Below are 15,140 nucleotides of genomic sequence, written 5' to 3'. Positions count from 1 at the left end.
GCGGCCGTGTCCACTCCGGGGGGAGTGCCCGCCGAAAGGCGTGGGCCGACGGCCGCGATCGTCTACAACCCGACGAAGGTCACGGAGAAACGTCTTCGCGCGATGGTCGCCGCGGTGGAGGCCGAGAAGGGCTGGGCTCCGTCGCTCTGGGCCGCCACCACGGTGGAGGATCCGGGGCACGATGCCGCACTCCGCCTGCTGGAGTCCTCCCCCGACGTGGTGATCGCTGCCGGCGGCGACGGCACCGTCAGCGCTGTCGCCCAGGCCCTCACCCACCAGCAGGTTCCGCTCGGAATCCTGCCGACCGGAACGACGAACCTCTTCGCACGGGCACTCGGCCTGCCGCTCGGCGTGATCGGCCTGCCGTTCGTGAACGCCCGGAAGGCGCTGCGGGCAGCGTTCAGCGAGACGGTCCGCACGGTGGACGTCGGCCGGGTGGACGCCGTGCTCGACTCCGGCGAGACGATCAGCCGCGCGTTCACCGTCATGGCAGGCATGGGCGTCGATGCCCAGATGGTGGTCAACACCTCGCCCAAGGGCAAGGACACCCTCGGCTGGACCGGGTACGTCGGCGCGATCCTCGACTCCTTCGTTCGCAACCGACGCTTCGACCTCAGCTACACGCTCGACGGCGTGACACTGCCCGAGACCCCGGCCCACACGATCGTGCTCGGCAATGCGGGCGTGCTGCCGGCGGGCATCCGGATGATCCCCGGTGCCCTGATCGACGACGGCCAGCTCGACGTGGTGGTGCTGAGCCCCCTCGGTGCCGGCGAGTGGGCCCGGGCGATCCACTGGTTCTGGCGCACCAACACCGCGTATCTGCCCCGGAAGCCCGCTGCGCGCGCCGCAGCCGACGGATCGGCCCCCGTCACGACTTCGTCGGTGCGCCACGCGCGGGCGAATGCGATCACGTTCGCCGTGACTGAGGCGCAGGACTTCGAGATCGACGGCGAGTACCTCGGCCGGGTGACCTCGGCCACGGCGTGGATCGAGGCGGGCGCGCTCCGCGTACGCGGTTCGTTCGGCGGCCGGGCACTGCCGGCCTCGAGCCTGCCCGCCGTCGAGGCAGAGGCCGCATCTTCCCGTTCGGGAGGAACACAGCCCACGTCAGCCGAATAGGGCGGCACGTCGGCTGAGCTCCTCCCGAAGGGGAACGGACGCGCGACGTCAGGCGAGGCGGGTGCCCTGGTGGAAGACGCACCGGAGACCGGCCTCGGTCTCCCGCCAGATCGACGAGCGGCGAGTGAGGCCGGATCCGCTTCGGAGCAGGTACGTGAGCAGGTACAGCTCCGGAGCGAGGGCCTCGACGCGCGGATCCGAGAACTCGTGCGCATCGAGGGTCGAGGACATGTCGAGGGTCGCGAGCGCCGCCACCATCTCCGGGCGCGACCAGAGCCGCCCCGACTGCCCGATCTCGCGGAACTCCGGGTCGAGCAGCGCCTCGACAGCCTCCGGGTCGAGCCGCACGACCGGATCGAGCAGCCGTCGTTCGCACAGGATCACGGCCTGCTCGACATGCTCGGCACGCGACAGCTCATCCACCTCGCCCGGGGCGGCAGCGCCCCGGAACTCGTGCTCCCGGCGCTCGGCCGGAAGCTCCCCACGTTCATCCATCGATCAACCGTACGTCGCGCCGAGCGGGCCCCGCCAGTCCCCCGGCAGAGGCACACCGCCGGCGGTACGGGACTCCGGCCTGCTCGAGGCTGCGCTCGCCAGGCCCCTCCGGGTTAAAGCAGGGGTGAAAAATCGGGTATCCGGCCGGGGGCGTCGAGCTGCACTGCGAGTGTGGGCCGACGATGTGAATCCTTGGGGCTGATTCTTCTCGCGTCGAGAAGCGCGGTTCAGGGCCTTCATTCCGCGACCACGAACTCCGACCTGAAAGGCCACTCCTCATGGGCTTCACCCCTACCGACGGCGAACTTCTCACCTCCCCCCAGACCCAGAAGGGTCTGACAAGGCGCCAGGTCGCCGTCGGCGCGGCTTGGTCGCTGCCCGTGATCGCCCTTGCCGTCGCAGCCCCCGCTCACGCGGCGAGCGCTCCTGTTGTGGTGCCCGGCCAGCCCGCCACATACCCGGATGCCACCTTCTCGGCCACGACGCAGCTGTTCAGCAACCCGAGCCTGAAGAGCGCCACATCGACCGGGTTCGCGAAGACCACGTTCACAGCGGCGACCGAAGAGCAGGAATATGCGTCGTACAAGCCCGGATGGACGTTCGTCGTGTCCTCGACGGCACCCCTCACGAACATCACCTTCGACACTTCGACGCTGTCGTCCACGGGTTCGACGATCGTGAACGGTCAGTATGTCTACAGTTGGGTGCTCAACACCGCGACGATCAGCACTTTCGTCCGGGTCAAGCCGAGCGCCTTCCCGCAGAGCATCTCCTTCGCTCTCACCGACACCACGGCCGGGGTCGTCGTCGGGGAAGCGACCGCGACCGTTCAGCCCTGACCTCCGGCAACCGGTTCACCGCCGCGGGCAATACAGTCTGGGGCTCGGGCACGATGAGCGTTGGATAGGCTGCGGGAATGGGGACAGAAGCGGTGGAAGACGCCATCCGGGAACATATGGTCGGCAGGGAATGGGAAGACGCCATCGCACTCGTCGAAGTGCACTGGCCGGCCCTCTCCCAGCACCGACTCGAGTTCCTCGGCACCTTCCTGAATGCGGTCCCGGAAGGATTTCTCCGAACAAGCCCCCGGCTCGTTGCGGCGAAGGACTACGCCAACTTCCTTCCCGCGGCCGGCAACGTGCGTCCGAACCGATATCAACACAGCCCCACGCATCGCGGCGGACTGTTGGACGTGTTGGCTGAACTGACAAGCCAGAGCGTCGCCGCACGATTCGCAGGCAGGTTCAGTGATTCCGTCGCAGCCGTCCGCGAGGCCCAAGCCACGATCCGCGACGTTTCCGACACGACACTCGCAACGATCTGGCCCGTGCTTCCGGACATCCGACTGCAGTGGGCCATCACCCTGGAACTGGGTGGGATGCTCTCAGACGCATCCCGGTGCTACGAAGAGACCTATGACGAAGCTCTGCAGTTCGGTAACAATCGCATCGCGGTCGAAGCCGCAGGGACGATCGCCTTCAACTACGGATTCTCCGGCGACAGGAAGCGGGCGGAGAACTGGCTCGCCCGTCGGCCGACCCTCAGTGAGTCGCAGACCGACACGGTGAGAGTCATGGGCGAACTGGGGCAAGCCCTGCTCGCAGCCACCGCCCTGGAACCGGAACAAGCCCGAGCATCGCTCGACTCGGCACTGTCCGACGACATCGCGCCCGAGCCATGGGCTCTCCGCCTGTACACCGAGTCCATCCTCGCCGTCGTCGACGGTGACCTCCGGGCCCAGCTGGCTCGGCTCAGTTCAACCAGAGGTGCGCATCCCGAGAGCGCCTGGAACAACGGACTGAACGCGGAGATCCTCGCTCTCGCTGAGGCCGAACTGAGTCTTTCAAGCGGGGACATGCACGCAACCCAGCGGGCCCTCACCGCGGTGACCTGGTCGGGAGACCTGAAACCACACGCCACAGTCCTTCGTGCATGGGCAGAACTTCGCCGAGGAGGTGCCCAGAAGGCCGTCGCTCTCGCGGGGACGAACACAGGCCGGCAGGTCCATGTGCGCGTGACGGCGGAGCGCCTGGCAGTCCTCGCCGCCGCGAATCTCGCGCTCGCGCAACCGAAGGAAGCCGCCGCCCATTTCCGGTCCCTCATCAGGCTCGTGCTCCAGGAGAAGCTCTATTCGGTTCTCCTCCGTTTCACCCGCACAGAACTGGAGACCCTCATCGCCGACACCGACGAGGCCCACTCCCCTGAACTCACCCGCGTCGTGACGTCTCTCAGCCTGACGCTCCGGCAGCAGAGAACGCTGTCCCTCCCGAATCTCAGCCCACGAGAACGCGTCGTTCTGCGCCACCTGGTCACTGACCAGACGATCCAGCAGATAGCCACGACCGAGCATCTGTCTCCGAACACGATCAAATCCCAGGCTCGCACCATCTACCGGAAACTCGGAGTGACGAACCGCGAGCAAGCTCTCCGCACGGTCGCAGCCACACCCGAGATACTCACCTGACCGCCAGCCCGCCAGCCCACAGACCACAGACGCGAATTCGACGTTGCACACCGTCGGGAGGCTGTGCGCAAGGGGGGTTCGCCGGCGGGCCCCGCCGGGTAGCGTCGGAGACATGAACGCATCAGAGATCCGCTGGAACGACGAAGCCCGCGCCAAAGTGCTCACCGACGCCGACAACGTGCTCCGCGACGCGGTCGTCGAGTTGAACGGCAGCATGCAGGGAAAGCCGTCCGATGAGATCTACGCCGCCCTCAACGAGCGCCTCAAGGATCGGTTCATCGACTACGAGCCGGGCCCGGATGTGCGCAAGTACGCCGACGCGATCGCTCGGGGCGACATCGAGGCGTAGCCCGCTCGGGGGGATCTGGTTTGTGACGCCGTGTAACGCGGGCGGATGCGCGGCAGCGCGGCTTCGCTCAGGATGTCCCTATGACCAAGCAGATCCGCTTCAATGCCTTCGACATGAACTGTGTCGCCCACCAGTCGTCGGGCATGTGGCGCCACCCCCAGGACCAGTCATGGCGCTACAAGGAGCTCTCCTACTGGACGGAGCTCGCGAAGCTGCTCGAGCGCGGCAGGTTCGACGGCATCTTCATCGCCGACGTGCTCGGCACGTATGACGTGTACGGCGGGTCGAACGAAGCCGCGATCCGGCACGGGGCGCAGGTTCCAGTCAACGACCCGATCCTGCTGGTCAGCGCGATGGCTGCGGTCACCGAGAACCTCGGTTTCGGCATCACAGCCGGCACGGCCTACGAGCATCCGTACCCCTTCGCACGTCGCATGTCGACGCTCGACCACCTGACGAAGGGGCGGGTCGGCTGGAACGTCGTCACGGGCTACCTGCCGAGCGCTGCCCGCAACATGGGGCACGACGACCAGCTCGAACACGACGACCGCTATGACGTGGCGGATGAGTACCTCGAGGTGCTGTACAAGCTGTGGGAGGGATCCTGGGAGGACGACGCCGTCATCCGCAACCGGGAGACGGGTGTCTTCACCGACCCGGCCAAGGTGCACGAGATCGGGCACTACGGCAAGAACTACACCGTTCCGGGCATCCACCTGTCGGAGCCGTCGACGCAGCGCACGCCCGTGATCTACCAGGCGGGGGCCTCGCCCCGTGGCATCCGGTTCGCCGCCGGCAACGCCGAAGCGATCTTCGTGGCCGCCTCCACGAAGGCCGGGCTGAAGGAGACGGTGGGCAGGATCCGCGACGCGCTCGAAGCGGCCGGCCGCGACCGGAACTCGGCGAAGATCTACACACTGCTGACGATCATCACCGACGAGACCAGCGAGAAGGCGCACGCCAAGCACCAGGACTACCTGTCATATGCCAGCGAAGAGGGCGCCCTGGTCTTCATGTCGGGCTGGATGGGCATCGACCTGTCGCAGTACGACCTCGACGAGCCGATCGGCAATGTGAAGAGCAACGCGATCCAGTCGACCGTGGCGAACTTCCAGGCCGCGAACGAGGACGGCAGCGAGTGGAAGGTGCGCGACATCGCCAAGCTCGGCGCGATCGGCGGACTCGGCCCGTTCATCGTCGGCTCACCCTCCGAGGTGGCCGACCACCTGCAGGAGTGGGTGGCCGACACCGACGTCGACGGGTTCAACCTCGCCTACGCGATCACGCCCGGCACGTTCGAGGACGTGGTCGAGTTCATCATCCCCGAGCTCCAGGCGCGCGGCGCGTATCCGACCGACTACGTGGAGGGAACGCTCCGCAACAAGCTGCACGGCCGGGGTGACCGCCTGCCGTCGGAGCACCTCGGTGCCCAGTACCGGGTGGGGCAACCCGCCTCCGTCGGGTCGTGACCGGATGATCGCCCTCGAGAAGCTCACGAAGGTCTACGGGCAGGGACCCTCGGCGGTCACCGTGCTCGACAACCTCGACTTCAGCGTTGCGGCGGGCGAGATCTTTGCGGTCGTCGGGCCGAGCGGGGCCGGCAAGTCGACCCTCGCGCAGTGCGTCAACCTCCTGGAGCGGCCCACCTCCGGCTCGGTCGTCGTGAACGGCGAGAACCTGTCGTCTCTCTCCGAGGAGAAACTCCGGATCGCGCGCCGTCGCATCGGCACGATCTTCCAGTCCGACGGGCTGTTCAGCCGGCGCACTGCCGCCGAGAACGTCGCCCTGCCACTCGGGTATCTCGGCGTGACCGCCAGGGAGTCGAAGAAGCGCGTCACCGAACTGCTCGACCGGGTCGGGCTGTCGTCGCGGGCGAACCACTACCCGCACGAGCTCTCGGGCGGGCAGCGGCAGCGGGTCGGGATCGCGCGGGCTCTCGCGCTCCGGCCGTCGATCCTGCTCGCCGACGAGGCCACCTCGGGGCTCGACCCCGAATCGACGACGTCGATCACGACGCTGCTGAAGGAGCTGCGCGACGACCTCGGGCTCTCGATCCTGTTCATCACTCATGAGATGGAGACCGTGCTTAAGGTCGCCGATTCGGTCGCGCGGCTCGACCACGGCCACATCGTGGAGTCGGGGCGGGTCGTCGACCTGCTGCGCGACGCGTCGTCGCCGCTCGGGCTGGCGCTGAACCCGGTGCGGGTGCCGCTGGCAGGCGGCCTCGACGAGGCGGCCTGGGTGGTCAGCTACACGTCGTCGGCCGTGCCGACCGACTGGGTCACGCGGCTCTCCAGCGCCCTGTCGACGCCGGTCTCGCTGCTGGGAGCGTCGATCGAGACGATCAACGGTTCGGTCGTCGGCAACGCGACGATCGGGCTGCGGGCGTCGGACGCGAGCGCCGTCGTTGCTGCGGCCGCGGCGCTGGGTCTGGACGCCCGGCCGGGCGTTCTCGCTCCGGTCCCCGCGTCGGCCGCTCCGGACGCCGCTTCCGACGCCGCCGAGAACGCCGCTCCGGACGCCGCTCCCGACGCCGCCGAGAACGCCGCCCGCGAGCCGGCGGAGGTCGCCGCATGAGCGTTCTGGCGAACAACCAGGTGCCGCTCGCGGACATCCCCGCGCTGGTCTTCCCCGCGCTCGGGGAGACCCTGATCATGGTCGGCATCGTCATGGCGATCGTGGTGGTGGTGGGCATCCCGCTCGGGTCGATCATCCACAACCTCGCGCCCGGCGGGCTGTTCGAGAACCCGGCGCTCCACCAGGTGCTGAGCTGGATCGTCAGCATCGGGCGATCGCTCCCGTTCCTGATCCTGATGGCGTCGATCGTGCCGTTCACGCGCTTCATCACCGGCACGAACATCGGGATCGCGGCCGCCGTCGTGCCGATGTCGATCGCCGGGATCGCGTTCTTCACGCGCATCGTCGAGAACTCGTTGCGGAGCGTTCCGCCGTCGCTGGTGCGTGTGGCGAAGGCCTCGGGCGGGTCACGGTTGCAGATCATTCGCACCGCGCAGCTCGCTGAGGCGATCCCGTCGCTGATCGGCGGGCTCACCATCAACACCATCGCGATGATCGAGTACTCGGCCATCGCCGGCACGATCGGGGCCGGCGGCATCGGCTACGTCGCCGTGACGTACGGCTACCAGCGGTTCGACAACACGGTGATGGGAGCGACGATCATCATCCTCGTCGCGACCGTCGCGCTGGTTCAGGTCACCGGCGACCGGCTGGTGCGAATGACCACGCCGCACGCGGCCACGGCCAGCGGGCGGCGGTATGCGCGGCGCATCGCGCGCGCCGACATCGAAGCGGCGAACGCGACGTCACCGGCGTAGGCCCGGTACGCGCTCCACCCTTTTCTCCTTCTTTTCTCACAGCATCCACGAGAGGTACTACCCCCATGTCCGAAACACCCTCACACAGCTCCGGCCCCGACTCCGAGCTCGGATTCGAGCTCAAGAAGCGCCGCCGCTGGCCCTTTGTCGCCGGTGCCGCAGTGGTCGTCGTCGGCGTCGCCGCCGCGATCACCATCCCGCTGCTCAGCCCGACCGCCTCAGCGAACGACACGGCCGGCGCAACCCTCTATGTGGCCACCGCGGAAGGCAACGCCTCGGAGCAGGCACTTGTGAATTTCGTCGCCGCGAACGTCGCGCCCAAGTACGGCATCAACGTGCAGTTCAAGGGCCTGAGCGACAGCAACACGATCAACCGCGCGGTGAGTGACGGCGAAGTCGCTGCAACTGTGTACCAGCACAAGCTCTGGCTCGGGCAGGTGCTCGAGTCGAACCCCGACTTCAAGGAGGAGGCAGCGACGCCGGTGTTCCGCTGGGGCTTCGGGCTCTGGAGCGACAAGTACACCGACGTCTCCGAGATTCCCGACGGCGGAACGATCTCGCTGTACTCCGACCCGGCAAACGAGGCGCAGGGGCTGTGGATCCTCGACAGCGCCGGCCTCATCACCCTGAAGCCGGGCACCAGCAAGGGCACTGCGACACAGGACGACATCGCCTCCAATCCGAAGAACCTGAAGTTCACGCTGCTCGACTTCGCGGCCCAGTCCCGTTCACTGCCCGACCTCGACGCGGCCGTCGGCTACACCGAGTACTACCTGGCGGCGAACATCCCGATCGCCAAGCAGATCTTCGCCCCGCAGGCGCCCGACGAGTTCGCCGGGCAGCTCACGATCGGATCGGACTTCAAGGACACCGACAACATCAAGAAGCTGGTCGCCGCGTTCCAGGACCCGGCCGTGCAGAACTTCCTCGCCACGGATCCGTCGGTCGCGGGCATCCTCCTCCCCCTCACCGCCCCCTGACCCTCCCCCCTCCCCTCCCCTTTTCCAATCGAGTGGGCAGTTTGGGCCCCAAAACCGCAAGGTTGGGGCCCAAACTGCCCACTCGATTTGTGTTGGGGGGGGGGTGGGGTCAGGGGGTGGGGGTGGGGGGCTGGAGTTGGAGGGCTATTTGATCGGCGTCCAGGGCCGAGAGGGCCGCGTCGAGGGTGTCGGCGTTGAAGGTGCCGTCGTCGCGGGCGTCGAGCAGCACGGTTCGCTTCGCCGCGATGAGGGCCAGCGCCTGCTGCTTCGGGGTGCGGTCTGCGTCGGGTACGTCGTCCGAGTCCTCCGAGGTGGTGGTCGTGCTGTCCACGGCTTCCGGATGATCATCCAGCGTCGTCTCGCTGAGCAGCGTGAACAAGCGGGCCCGTTCGTCCGCAGCGAGGTCCGCGTCGAGGGGTGCGAGCTTCAGCCACCGGATGACCAGCGGCAGTGTTCCGCCCTGGACCAGCAGCGACAGGGCAGCGACGACGAACGCGATGAGCACAAGGAGCGAGCGGTTCGGGGTCTCCTGCGGAAGGGTCTGGGCCGCTGCGACCGTCACCGCTCCGCGCATGCCGGCCCAGACGACGACCGCGCCGTCTCGCCAACCGAGCGGCGCCTGCACGAGGTAGTCGATGTCGGCGAGGGTGCGGGTGATGCGCGTGGTGAACCGGGTCATGTCGGCGACGGTCGGTGGGCGGCGCCTCCGCAGTCGCCGCTTGATGCGTCGCCGGGCGCGGTCGCTGAGGTCTGCGCGGAGGGCGAGATCGGAGGTCGCTCCGCCGTTCCGTGCGGCCGCACCCCGCCCGAAGCCGGGCCCGCCCACGACCTCGCCCGGCGCCCATCCCGCGCCGGGCGCCTGCGGGATGCCGGGGGTCCGCGGAACGTCTGCATCGGCACCGGCATCAACGTCGGCACCGACCGCACCGGCCCCGAGGGCGCGCAGCCGCTCCGCGCCCTGCCCCGCACGCGCAGCCTCGATCATCCCCGATGCGCGCTGGGCTGCGGCGGCCGGGTCGGCGAGCGCCGATGCCATCCGGGTCAGGCGCGGCTTCATGCTCGCCGTGCGCTCCGAGCGTTTCTTCAGCCCTCGCAACAGCGGTGCGACATAGGCGGCCCGTACCAGAATCGTCAGCAACAGGGCGCCGAGCGCGATCAGCAGTGTCGGTCCGACGCCGATCCGCTCCTGGCCCACCTCCGCGAAGATCGACGAGAGTTCGAGCCCCATCAGGAGGAAGACGGCGCCCTCGAGCACCAGCTCGACCGTGTTCCAGTTCTGGGTGTCCGACTGGCGGCTCTGCGGCGACAGCACCCGGGGCCCGAGGCGGCCGGTCACGAGGCCGGCCACGACGGCGGCGACGAGACCGGATGCGCCCAGCAGCTCGGCCGGGATCGACGCCAGGAACGGCACCGTGAACGAGATGACCGTGCCCACCGTCGCGTTCTGGATGCGCGCGCGCACGAACAGGTTCAGGCGGCCCACCACGAATCCGAGCGCAGCGGCGACGGCGACCGCGAAGGCGAACTCGCCGATCGTGCCCCAGAGGGAGACGGAGGCGGCCGCTCCCGCGACGGCTGTACGCAGCAGCACGAGGGCCGTCGCGTCGTTCAGCAGGCTCTCGCCCTCGAGGATCGCCACCGCACGGGAGGAGACAGGCGATCTCTTGACGATCGAGGTGGCCACCGCATCCGTGGGGCTCACGATCGCACCGAGCGCGATGCCCCACCAGAGGTCGAGCCCCGGGATCACCCAGGCGAAGAACAGGCCGAGCACCACCGACGAGGCGATCACCAGCACGATCGAGAGCCCGCTGATCGCGGCGAACTCCCGGCGGAAGTTCATCGCCGGCATCGAGACCGACGCCGAGTAGAGCAGCGGCGGGAGCACGCCCGCCAGGATCAACTCCGGCTCGACCTGGAACGCCGGCACCACCGGCAGGAAGCTCACCGCGATGCCGAGCGCGACGAGCACCAGCGGCGAGGCGATCCGCACCTTGGGCCCGAGCAGGGCAGCGCCGGCGATGCCCAGGAGGGCGCACACCCCCGCGATCAACAGTTCCATCACGTCACCAGCCTGTCATGGGCTGGCTCCGGATGCCCGGAGTCCACGCAGGCGCAGACGCAGGCGCGGGCTCAGGCGCCCGTGCCCGTCCCCTCACCCTCCGCCCAGGCCGCGAGGTCCTGGGGCCGGTTGGTGATGATCCCGTCGACACCCGCCGACACGGCGAGCTCCCACTGTCGGGGCTCATCCAGCGTCCAGGGCGTCACCGAGTACCCGGCCGCCCGGAGATCGGCGGCGAGCTCCGGATGCTCGACGAGCAGTAGCCCGTACGGATTGCACCCGGCGGCGCCCAGCTCGCCCAGCAGACGAACGAGCTCCGCAGTCGCCGCAGCCGCAGCCTCCGCTGCTCCCACCGCCGCCGCCTCCGCATCGGCCACGCCGGGCGGCGTGACGGCGGCAGCCTCCGCAGCCCCTATCCACGCGCGTCGGGCGGGCAACCCCGGCAGCTCCGAAACGAGCAACTCGAGCCGCACATCCGGGGCCGTAGCGCCCAGCGCCCGCACCGTCTCGACGTCGAAGCTCTGCACGACGGTGCGGGGCACCATCCCGGCAAGGCGCACCTTCTCCAGCTCCGGCGCGAGCGAACGCTCCTCCCAGCGGCCCTTGAACTCCAGCAGCCATCCCGTCTCCGGGTGCCGGACGGCCCAGGCGATCAGGTTGTCGAAGGTCGGCACGCGGGTACCCGCGAAGGCCGGGGCGAACCAGCTTCCGGCGTCGGCCGAGGCAAGGGAGCGAGCATCCGTGTCGGCCACCGAGCCGACCAGATCGGTCGTGCGGTCGAGGCGGTCGTCGTGGATGACCACTGCGACCCCGTCGGCTGTGAGCTGCAGATCGACCTCGATGGCGTCGGCTCCGGCCGCGAGCGCGGCGTCGAAGGAGGCGATGGTGTTCTCCGGGGCGACCGACGAAGCGCCGCGGTGGGCGATGATGCGGGGAGCGACAACGAGGGGGCTCACAGGTACGGCACCACGTTCTGCTCGTACGAGGTGGTGATGTCGGCAGATGCCTTCGGGAACACGTCGGCTGCGGCGGAGTTCTGCAGCATGATCTGCTCGAGCGCGGTGGTGAGGTACTTGTCGCCCGACGGCACGAACGAACGCGCCCAGTCCTGCGAGCGCGCGTTCTTCAGCTGGTCGACCGCGGTGCGGAACTGCGGCTTCTGCGTGTAGATCGCACTCATCGTGGCGCCATCCATCGCCGAGGTGCGCACCGGCATGTAGCCGGTCGCCGCCGAGAACGTCGCCGTCTGCTCGGCATCGGTGAGGTACTTGAGGAACATTCCGGCCGCAAGCTGCTGCTCGGGCGTCTTTCCCGCCGGGATCGCCATGCCCGTTCCGCCCGTCGGCGTGAACGCGCCCTTCGGGCCGGCCGGCAGAAAGCCCGTCCCGACGTCGAAGGTCGACGACTTCAGGATGCCCGTGAGTGCACCCGTCGAGGCGACCGTGCAGGCGCTGAGGCCCGCCCCGAAGTCGGCCGCCGAGTCGGTCGCCGACACCGTGGCGCTCTTCTTCTCGTTGATCATCGAGCGGAGGTACTCCCCCGCCTCGAGGGTCTCGGGCTGATCGAGCTTCATGGTCCAGTCGCTCGAGTACGCGCCGCCCTTGCCCCACATGATGTTGCAGAACCACCAGGCGGCCCAGGAGGTGCCCTTGCCGATACCGAGCGGGGCCGCACCGTTCATCACGGCGCTGAGCCTCGGGGCCCATTCGTCGAACTCGTCCCAGGTCGCGGGTGCGCGGTCGGGAAGGCCGGCTGCGCTCCAGAGCGACTTGTTGTAGTAGAACAGCGGCGTCGACCGCGCGTAGGGCATCGCCCAGTGGCTGCCGTTGTACTCGTAGTCGCCGTAGAGGGTGCTGTTGAAGTCGTCGGTGTTCGCGTTGAGGTGCGCGGCGAGGTCGTCGAGCGGGATGATCTGCTGGTTGATCATGTAACGGAACCACCACACGTCGCTCGCGCCCACCAGGTCGGGCACGCTGTCGGTTCCGGATGCCGCCTGGAACTTCTGCGCGATCTCGTCGTAGTTCGCACCGGCCGTGACCATGTTGACGACGATACCCGGGTTCGCCGCCTGGAAGCCGTCGATGATGGCCTGCTCCGTCGCCATCGAGTTGCCGGGGTGGTTGGTCCACCAGGTGATCGAGGAGGCCGGCTTGACGTTCGTCCAGTCCTGGGCGGGAGTGGCGGAGGCGGCAGAACCGACATCGCCGCCCACGGAGGGCCCGGCGCAGGCGGCGAGGAGGGCCGTGCCCGAGAGCGCGGCCCCGAAGGCGAGTACATTGCGGCGCGTCACGCCGTTGGGGAAGGCATTCGAGAGATCGAAACGAGGCGTCATGGTTCTGTCTTTCTGTCAGAGGGCGGGGTGGGGAGAAGGCGAGGGGGGAGCTGGTGAGCGGGGTGCTGGTGCGAGGGGGGCTAACCGGTGACCGCGCCCGCGGTGAGACCGGCGACGATCTTTCGCTGCATCACGAAGAAGACGATGAGGATCGGCAGGGTGACCAGAACCGTGCCGGCCATCAGCACACCCCAGTTCGTGATGCCGTCGGTGTTCTGCAGCAGCGTGAGGCCGATCGGGAGAGTCATCATGTTCGGGCGGTCGACCACCAGGAGCGGCCAGAGGTACTCGTTCCACTCGGTGACCACCGAGACGAGGGCGACCGCTGCGATGGTCGGGGTCGACATCGGCACGACGAAGGCCCAGAGCCGCCGGAGGTGACCCGCGCCGTCGAGCGCCGCCGCTTCGAGCACCGAGGGCGGCAGCGAGAGGAAGTGCTGCCGGAACAGGAAGGTGCCGAACGCACTCGCCAGGCCGGGCACGATGATGCCCTGGTAGGTGTTCAGCCAGCCGAGGCTCGCGACCAGCGTGTAGTTCGGAATGATCACGATCTGCTGCGGAACGAGCAGTGCGAAGATCACGATCGCGAAGAACACCTTCTTGAAGGGCACCTCGATGAACACCAGGGCGTAGGCCGTCATCAGCCCCAGGATGATCTTGATGCCGGCCCCGACGACCGTGGTGATGGCGCTGTTGACGAAGAACGCCCCGAACGGCACCACGTCGAGCGCATCGCTGTAGTTCGTCGGCGCGAACGACGACGGCAGCCACTGGATGGGGAGGGAGTAGATCTCCGTCTGGCCCTTGAAGCTGGCCAACAGCATCCAGACCAGAGGAAGGACCATCGCGGCGACGGCGACCAACAGGGCGAGGTATCCGCCGATCGGGAATCTGCGCATCATGAGTAGTGCACCTTTCGTTCGACGAATCGCAGCTGCACCAGTGTCACGATGAGCAGCACGACAAAGAGGATGGTGGCGACGGCAGACGAGTACCCGGCCCGGCCCGCGACGAAGCCCTCCCGGTAGATCTCGTACATCATCGTGGTGGTGCCCTCGAGCGGGCCGCCCTTCGTCATCGCCTGGATGATGTCGAAACTCTGCAGCGAAGAGAGCAGCGTGGTCACGCTGAGGAAGAAGGAGGTCGGGCCGAGCAGGGGCAGGATGATGCGCCGGAAGGTTCGCACCGGGCCCGCGCCGTCGAGCGCCGCCGCTTCGAGCACATCGGCCTGGATTGCTTGCAGCCCCGCCAGGTAGATCAGCGCAATGTAGCCCACGTTCTTCCAGAGCTGCACGATGATCACCATCACCAGCGCCCACTGAGGGTCGTTGTACCAGGCCGGCGAGGGCAGCCCGATCGCACCGAGAACAGCTGCGACGATGCCGAAGTTCGGGTCGAAGACGAACAGCCAGAGCAGGCCGACGGCGACGCCCGAGAGCACGTAGGGTGCCACGATGATCGTTCGCGCCGGGCCGCGCAGCTTGAGCTTCTGGTTGAGCAGCAGAGCGAGCCCGAGACCGATCACCATGCCGCCGCCGACCGTGGCGAGGGTGAAGATGACCGTCACCCCGACCACCTGCGGGGTCGCCGAATCGGTCAGCCAGTCGGTGTAGTTGCGGAACCCCACATCGATGGCGCGTTGTGAGCCGATGTTCCACTGCAGCGTCGAGTAGTAGAACGACTGCAGCAGCGGTTTGTACGTAAAAGCGATGAGCAGGGCGATGTTCGGGCCGGCGAGCAGCACGAAGAGCAGCCAGTTGCGGGCCTGAGTGCGCCGAGACTGGAGCTTTCGTGCCCGGGCTCGCTCGGCCGGATCGGGCACGTTCCGCTTCGCGGGAGGCACGGTGCCGGGCTGTGCGGCGGGCTGGGCGCCGCGCCCCGTCTCCGCCTGCCCGGGCGTCTCACCCGCCGCTGGGCGCGTCGCTGTCGACGTCATCTGCAACCACCTTCGCTGTTCAGTTCGTCAGCCACGTTAGACGGAGAATGTCCCCCGAATGGGTG

The 15,140-nt window shown here is 68.2% G+C and carries 14 protein-coding genes; 8 read left to right on the top strand and 6 right to left on the bottom strand.

Going from position 1 to position 15,140, the window contains the following annotated elements; genetic code table 11:
- Positions 1 to 6 precede the first annotated feature (6 nt).
- Positions 7 to 1,122 (top strand): diacylglycerol/lipid kinase family protein, encoded by a 1,116-nt coding sequence (locus B7R21_RS01505; RefSeq protein ID WP_147305767.1) that lies wholly within the window; start codon positions 7 to 9, stop codon positions 1,120 to 1,122.
- Between the two features lie 48 nt (positions 1,123 to 1,170).
- Here B7R21_RS01505 and B7R21_RS01500 read toward each other — a convergent pair whose 3' ends face one another.
- Positions 1,171 to 1,617 carry a DUF4440 domain-containing protein gene (locus tag B7R21_RS01500; RefSeq protein ID WP_116281480.1) on the bottom strand — a complete coding sequence of 149 codons (447 nt, stop codon included), beginning with the start codon at positions 1,615 to 1,617 and terminating at the stop codon, positions 1,171 to 1,173.
- 278 nt (positions 1,618 to 1,895) lie between these two features.
- On the opposite strand from B7R21_RS01500, the gene B7R21_RS01495 reads away from it, so the two are divergent.
- The 7 genes from B7R21_RS01495 to B7R21_RS01465 all read left to right on the top strand — a co-directional run bounded on the left by B7R21_RS01495 (position 1,896) and on the right by B7R21_RS01465 (position 8,745).
- A complete protein-coding gene (locus B7R21_RS01495; RefSeq protein ID WP_116281479.1) occupies positions 1,896 to 2,456 on the top strand; it encodes a hypothetical protein in 561 nt (186 codons plus the stop codon).
- A gap of 77 nt (positions 2,457 to 2,533) precedes the next feature.
- Positions 2,534 to 4,081 carry a helix-turn-helix transcriptional regulator gene (locus tag B7R21_RS01490; RefSeq protein WP_116281478.1) on the top strand — a complete coding sequence of 516 codons (1,548 nt, stop codon included), beginning with the start codon at positions 2,534 to 2,536 and terminating at the stop codon, positions 4,079 to 4,081.
- Between the two features lie 112 nt (positions 4,082 to 4,193).
- Positions 4,194 to 4,430: a hypothetical protein gene (locus tag B7R21_RS01485; RefSeq protein ID WP_116281477.1), complete on the top strand. Its 237-nt coding sequence runs from the start codon at positions 4,194 to 4,196 to the stop codon at positions 4,428 to 4,430.
- An 80-nt stretch (positions 4,431 to 4,510) separates the two neighbouring features.
- Positions 4,511 to 5,899, top strand: a complete 1,389-nt coding sequence (locus tag B7R21_RS01480; protein ID WP_116281476.1) for an LLM class flavin-dependent oxidoreductase — start codon at positions 4,511 to 4,513, stop codon at positions 5,897 to 5,899.
- Positions 5,856 to 7,007, top strand: a complete 1,152-nt coding sequence (locus tag B7R21_RS01475; protein ID WP_253259574.1) for a methionine ABC transporter ATP-binding protein — start codon at positions 5,856 to 5,858, stop codon at positions 7,005 to 7,007. The genes B7R21_RS01480 and B7R21_RS01475 overlap by 44 nt, the downstream gene beginning before the upstream one ends.
- Positions 7,004 to 7,765 (top strand): methionine ABC transporter permease, encoded by a 762-nt coding sequence (locus B7R21_RS01470; RefSeq protein WP_116281474.1) that lies wholly within the window; start codon positions 7,004 to 7,006, stop codon positions 7,763 to 7,765. Before B7R21_RS01475 ends, B7R21_RS01470 begins: the two co-directional genes overlap by 4 nt.
- 65 nt (positions 7,766 to 7,830) lie before the next feature.
- Positions 7,831 to 8,745, top strand: a complete 915-nt coding sequence (locus tag B7R21_RS01465) for a MetQ/NlpA family ABC transporter substrate-binding protein (protein ID WP_116281473.1) — start codon at positions 7,831 to 7,833, stop codon at positions 8,743 to 8,745.
- Positions 8,746 to 8,854: 109 nt separating this feature from the next.
- On the opposite strand, the gene B7R21_RS01460 is transcribed toward B7R21_RS01465, so the two are convergent.
- From B7R21_RS01460 to B7R21_RS01440, 5 genes are all read right to left on the bottom strand, one after another.
- Entirely contained in the window at positions 8,855 to 10,807 is a 1,953-nt protein-coding gene (locus B7R21_RS01460; RefSeq protein WP_116281472.1) for a cation:proton antiporter, read from the bottom strand.
- A gap of 71 nt (positions 10,808 to 10,878) precedes the next feature.
- Complete coding sequence (locus B7R21_RS19925) at positions 10,879 to 11,763, bottom strand: glycerophosphodiester phosphodiesterase (protein WP_172592001.1); 885 nt, start codon at positions 11,761 to 11,763, stop codon at positions 10,879 to 10,881.
- Entirely contained in the window at positions 11,760 to 13,139 is a 1,380-nt protein-coding gene (locus tag B7R21_RS01450) for an ABC transporter substrate-binding protein (protein WP_116281471.1), read from the bottom strand. Before B7R21_RS01450 ends, B7R21_RS19925 begins: the two co-directional genes overlap by 4 nt.
- An 80-nt stretch (positions 13,140 to 13,219) precedes the next feature.
- Entirely contained in the window at positions 13,220 to 14,041 is an 822-nt protein-coding gene (locus B7R21_RS01445) for a carbohydrate ABC transporter permease (RefSeq protein ID WP_116281470.1), read from the bottom strand.
- Positions 14,038 to 15,075 (bottom strand): carbohydrate ABC transporter permease, encoded by a 1,038-nt coding sequence (locus tag B7R21_RS01440; protein ID WP_116281469.1) that lies wholly within the window; start codon positions 15,073 to 15,075, stop codon positions 14,038 to 14,040. The genes B7R21_RS01445 and B7R21_RS01440 overlap by 4 nt, the downstream gene beginning before the upstream one ends.
- Positions 15,076 to 15,140 lie beyond the last annotated feature (65 nt).

The organism is Subtercola boreus (assembly GCF_003399625.1).
Lineage (GTDB): Bacteria > Actinomycetota > Actinomycetes > Actinomycetales > Microbacteriaceae > Subtercola > Subtercola boreus_C.
The sequence above is the reverse complement of the archived record's forward strand: the minus strand, read 5'-3'. Positions and strand labels throughout refer to the sequence as shown.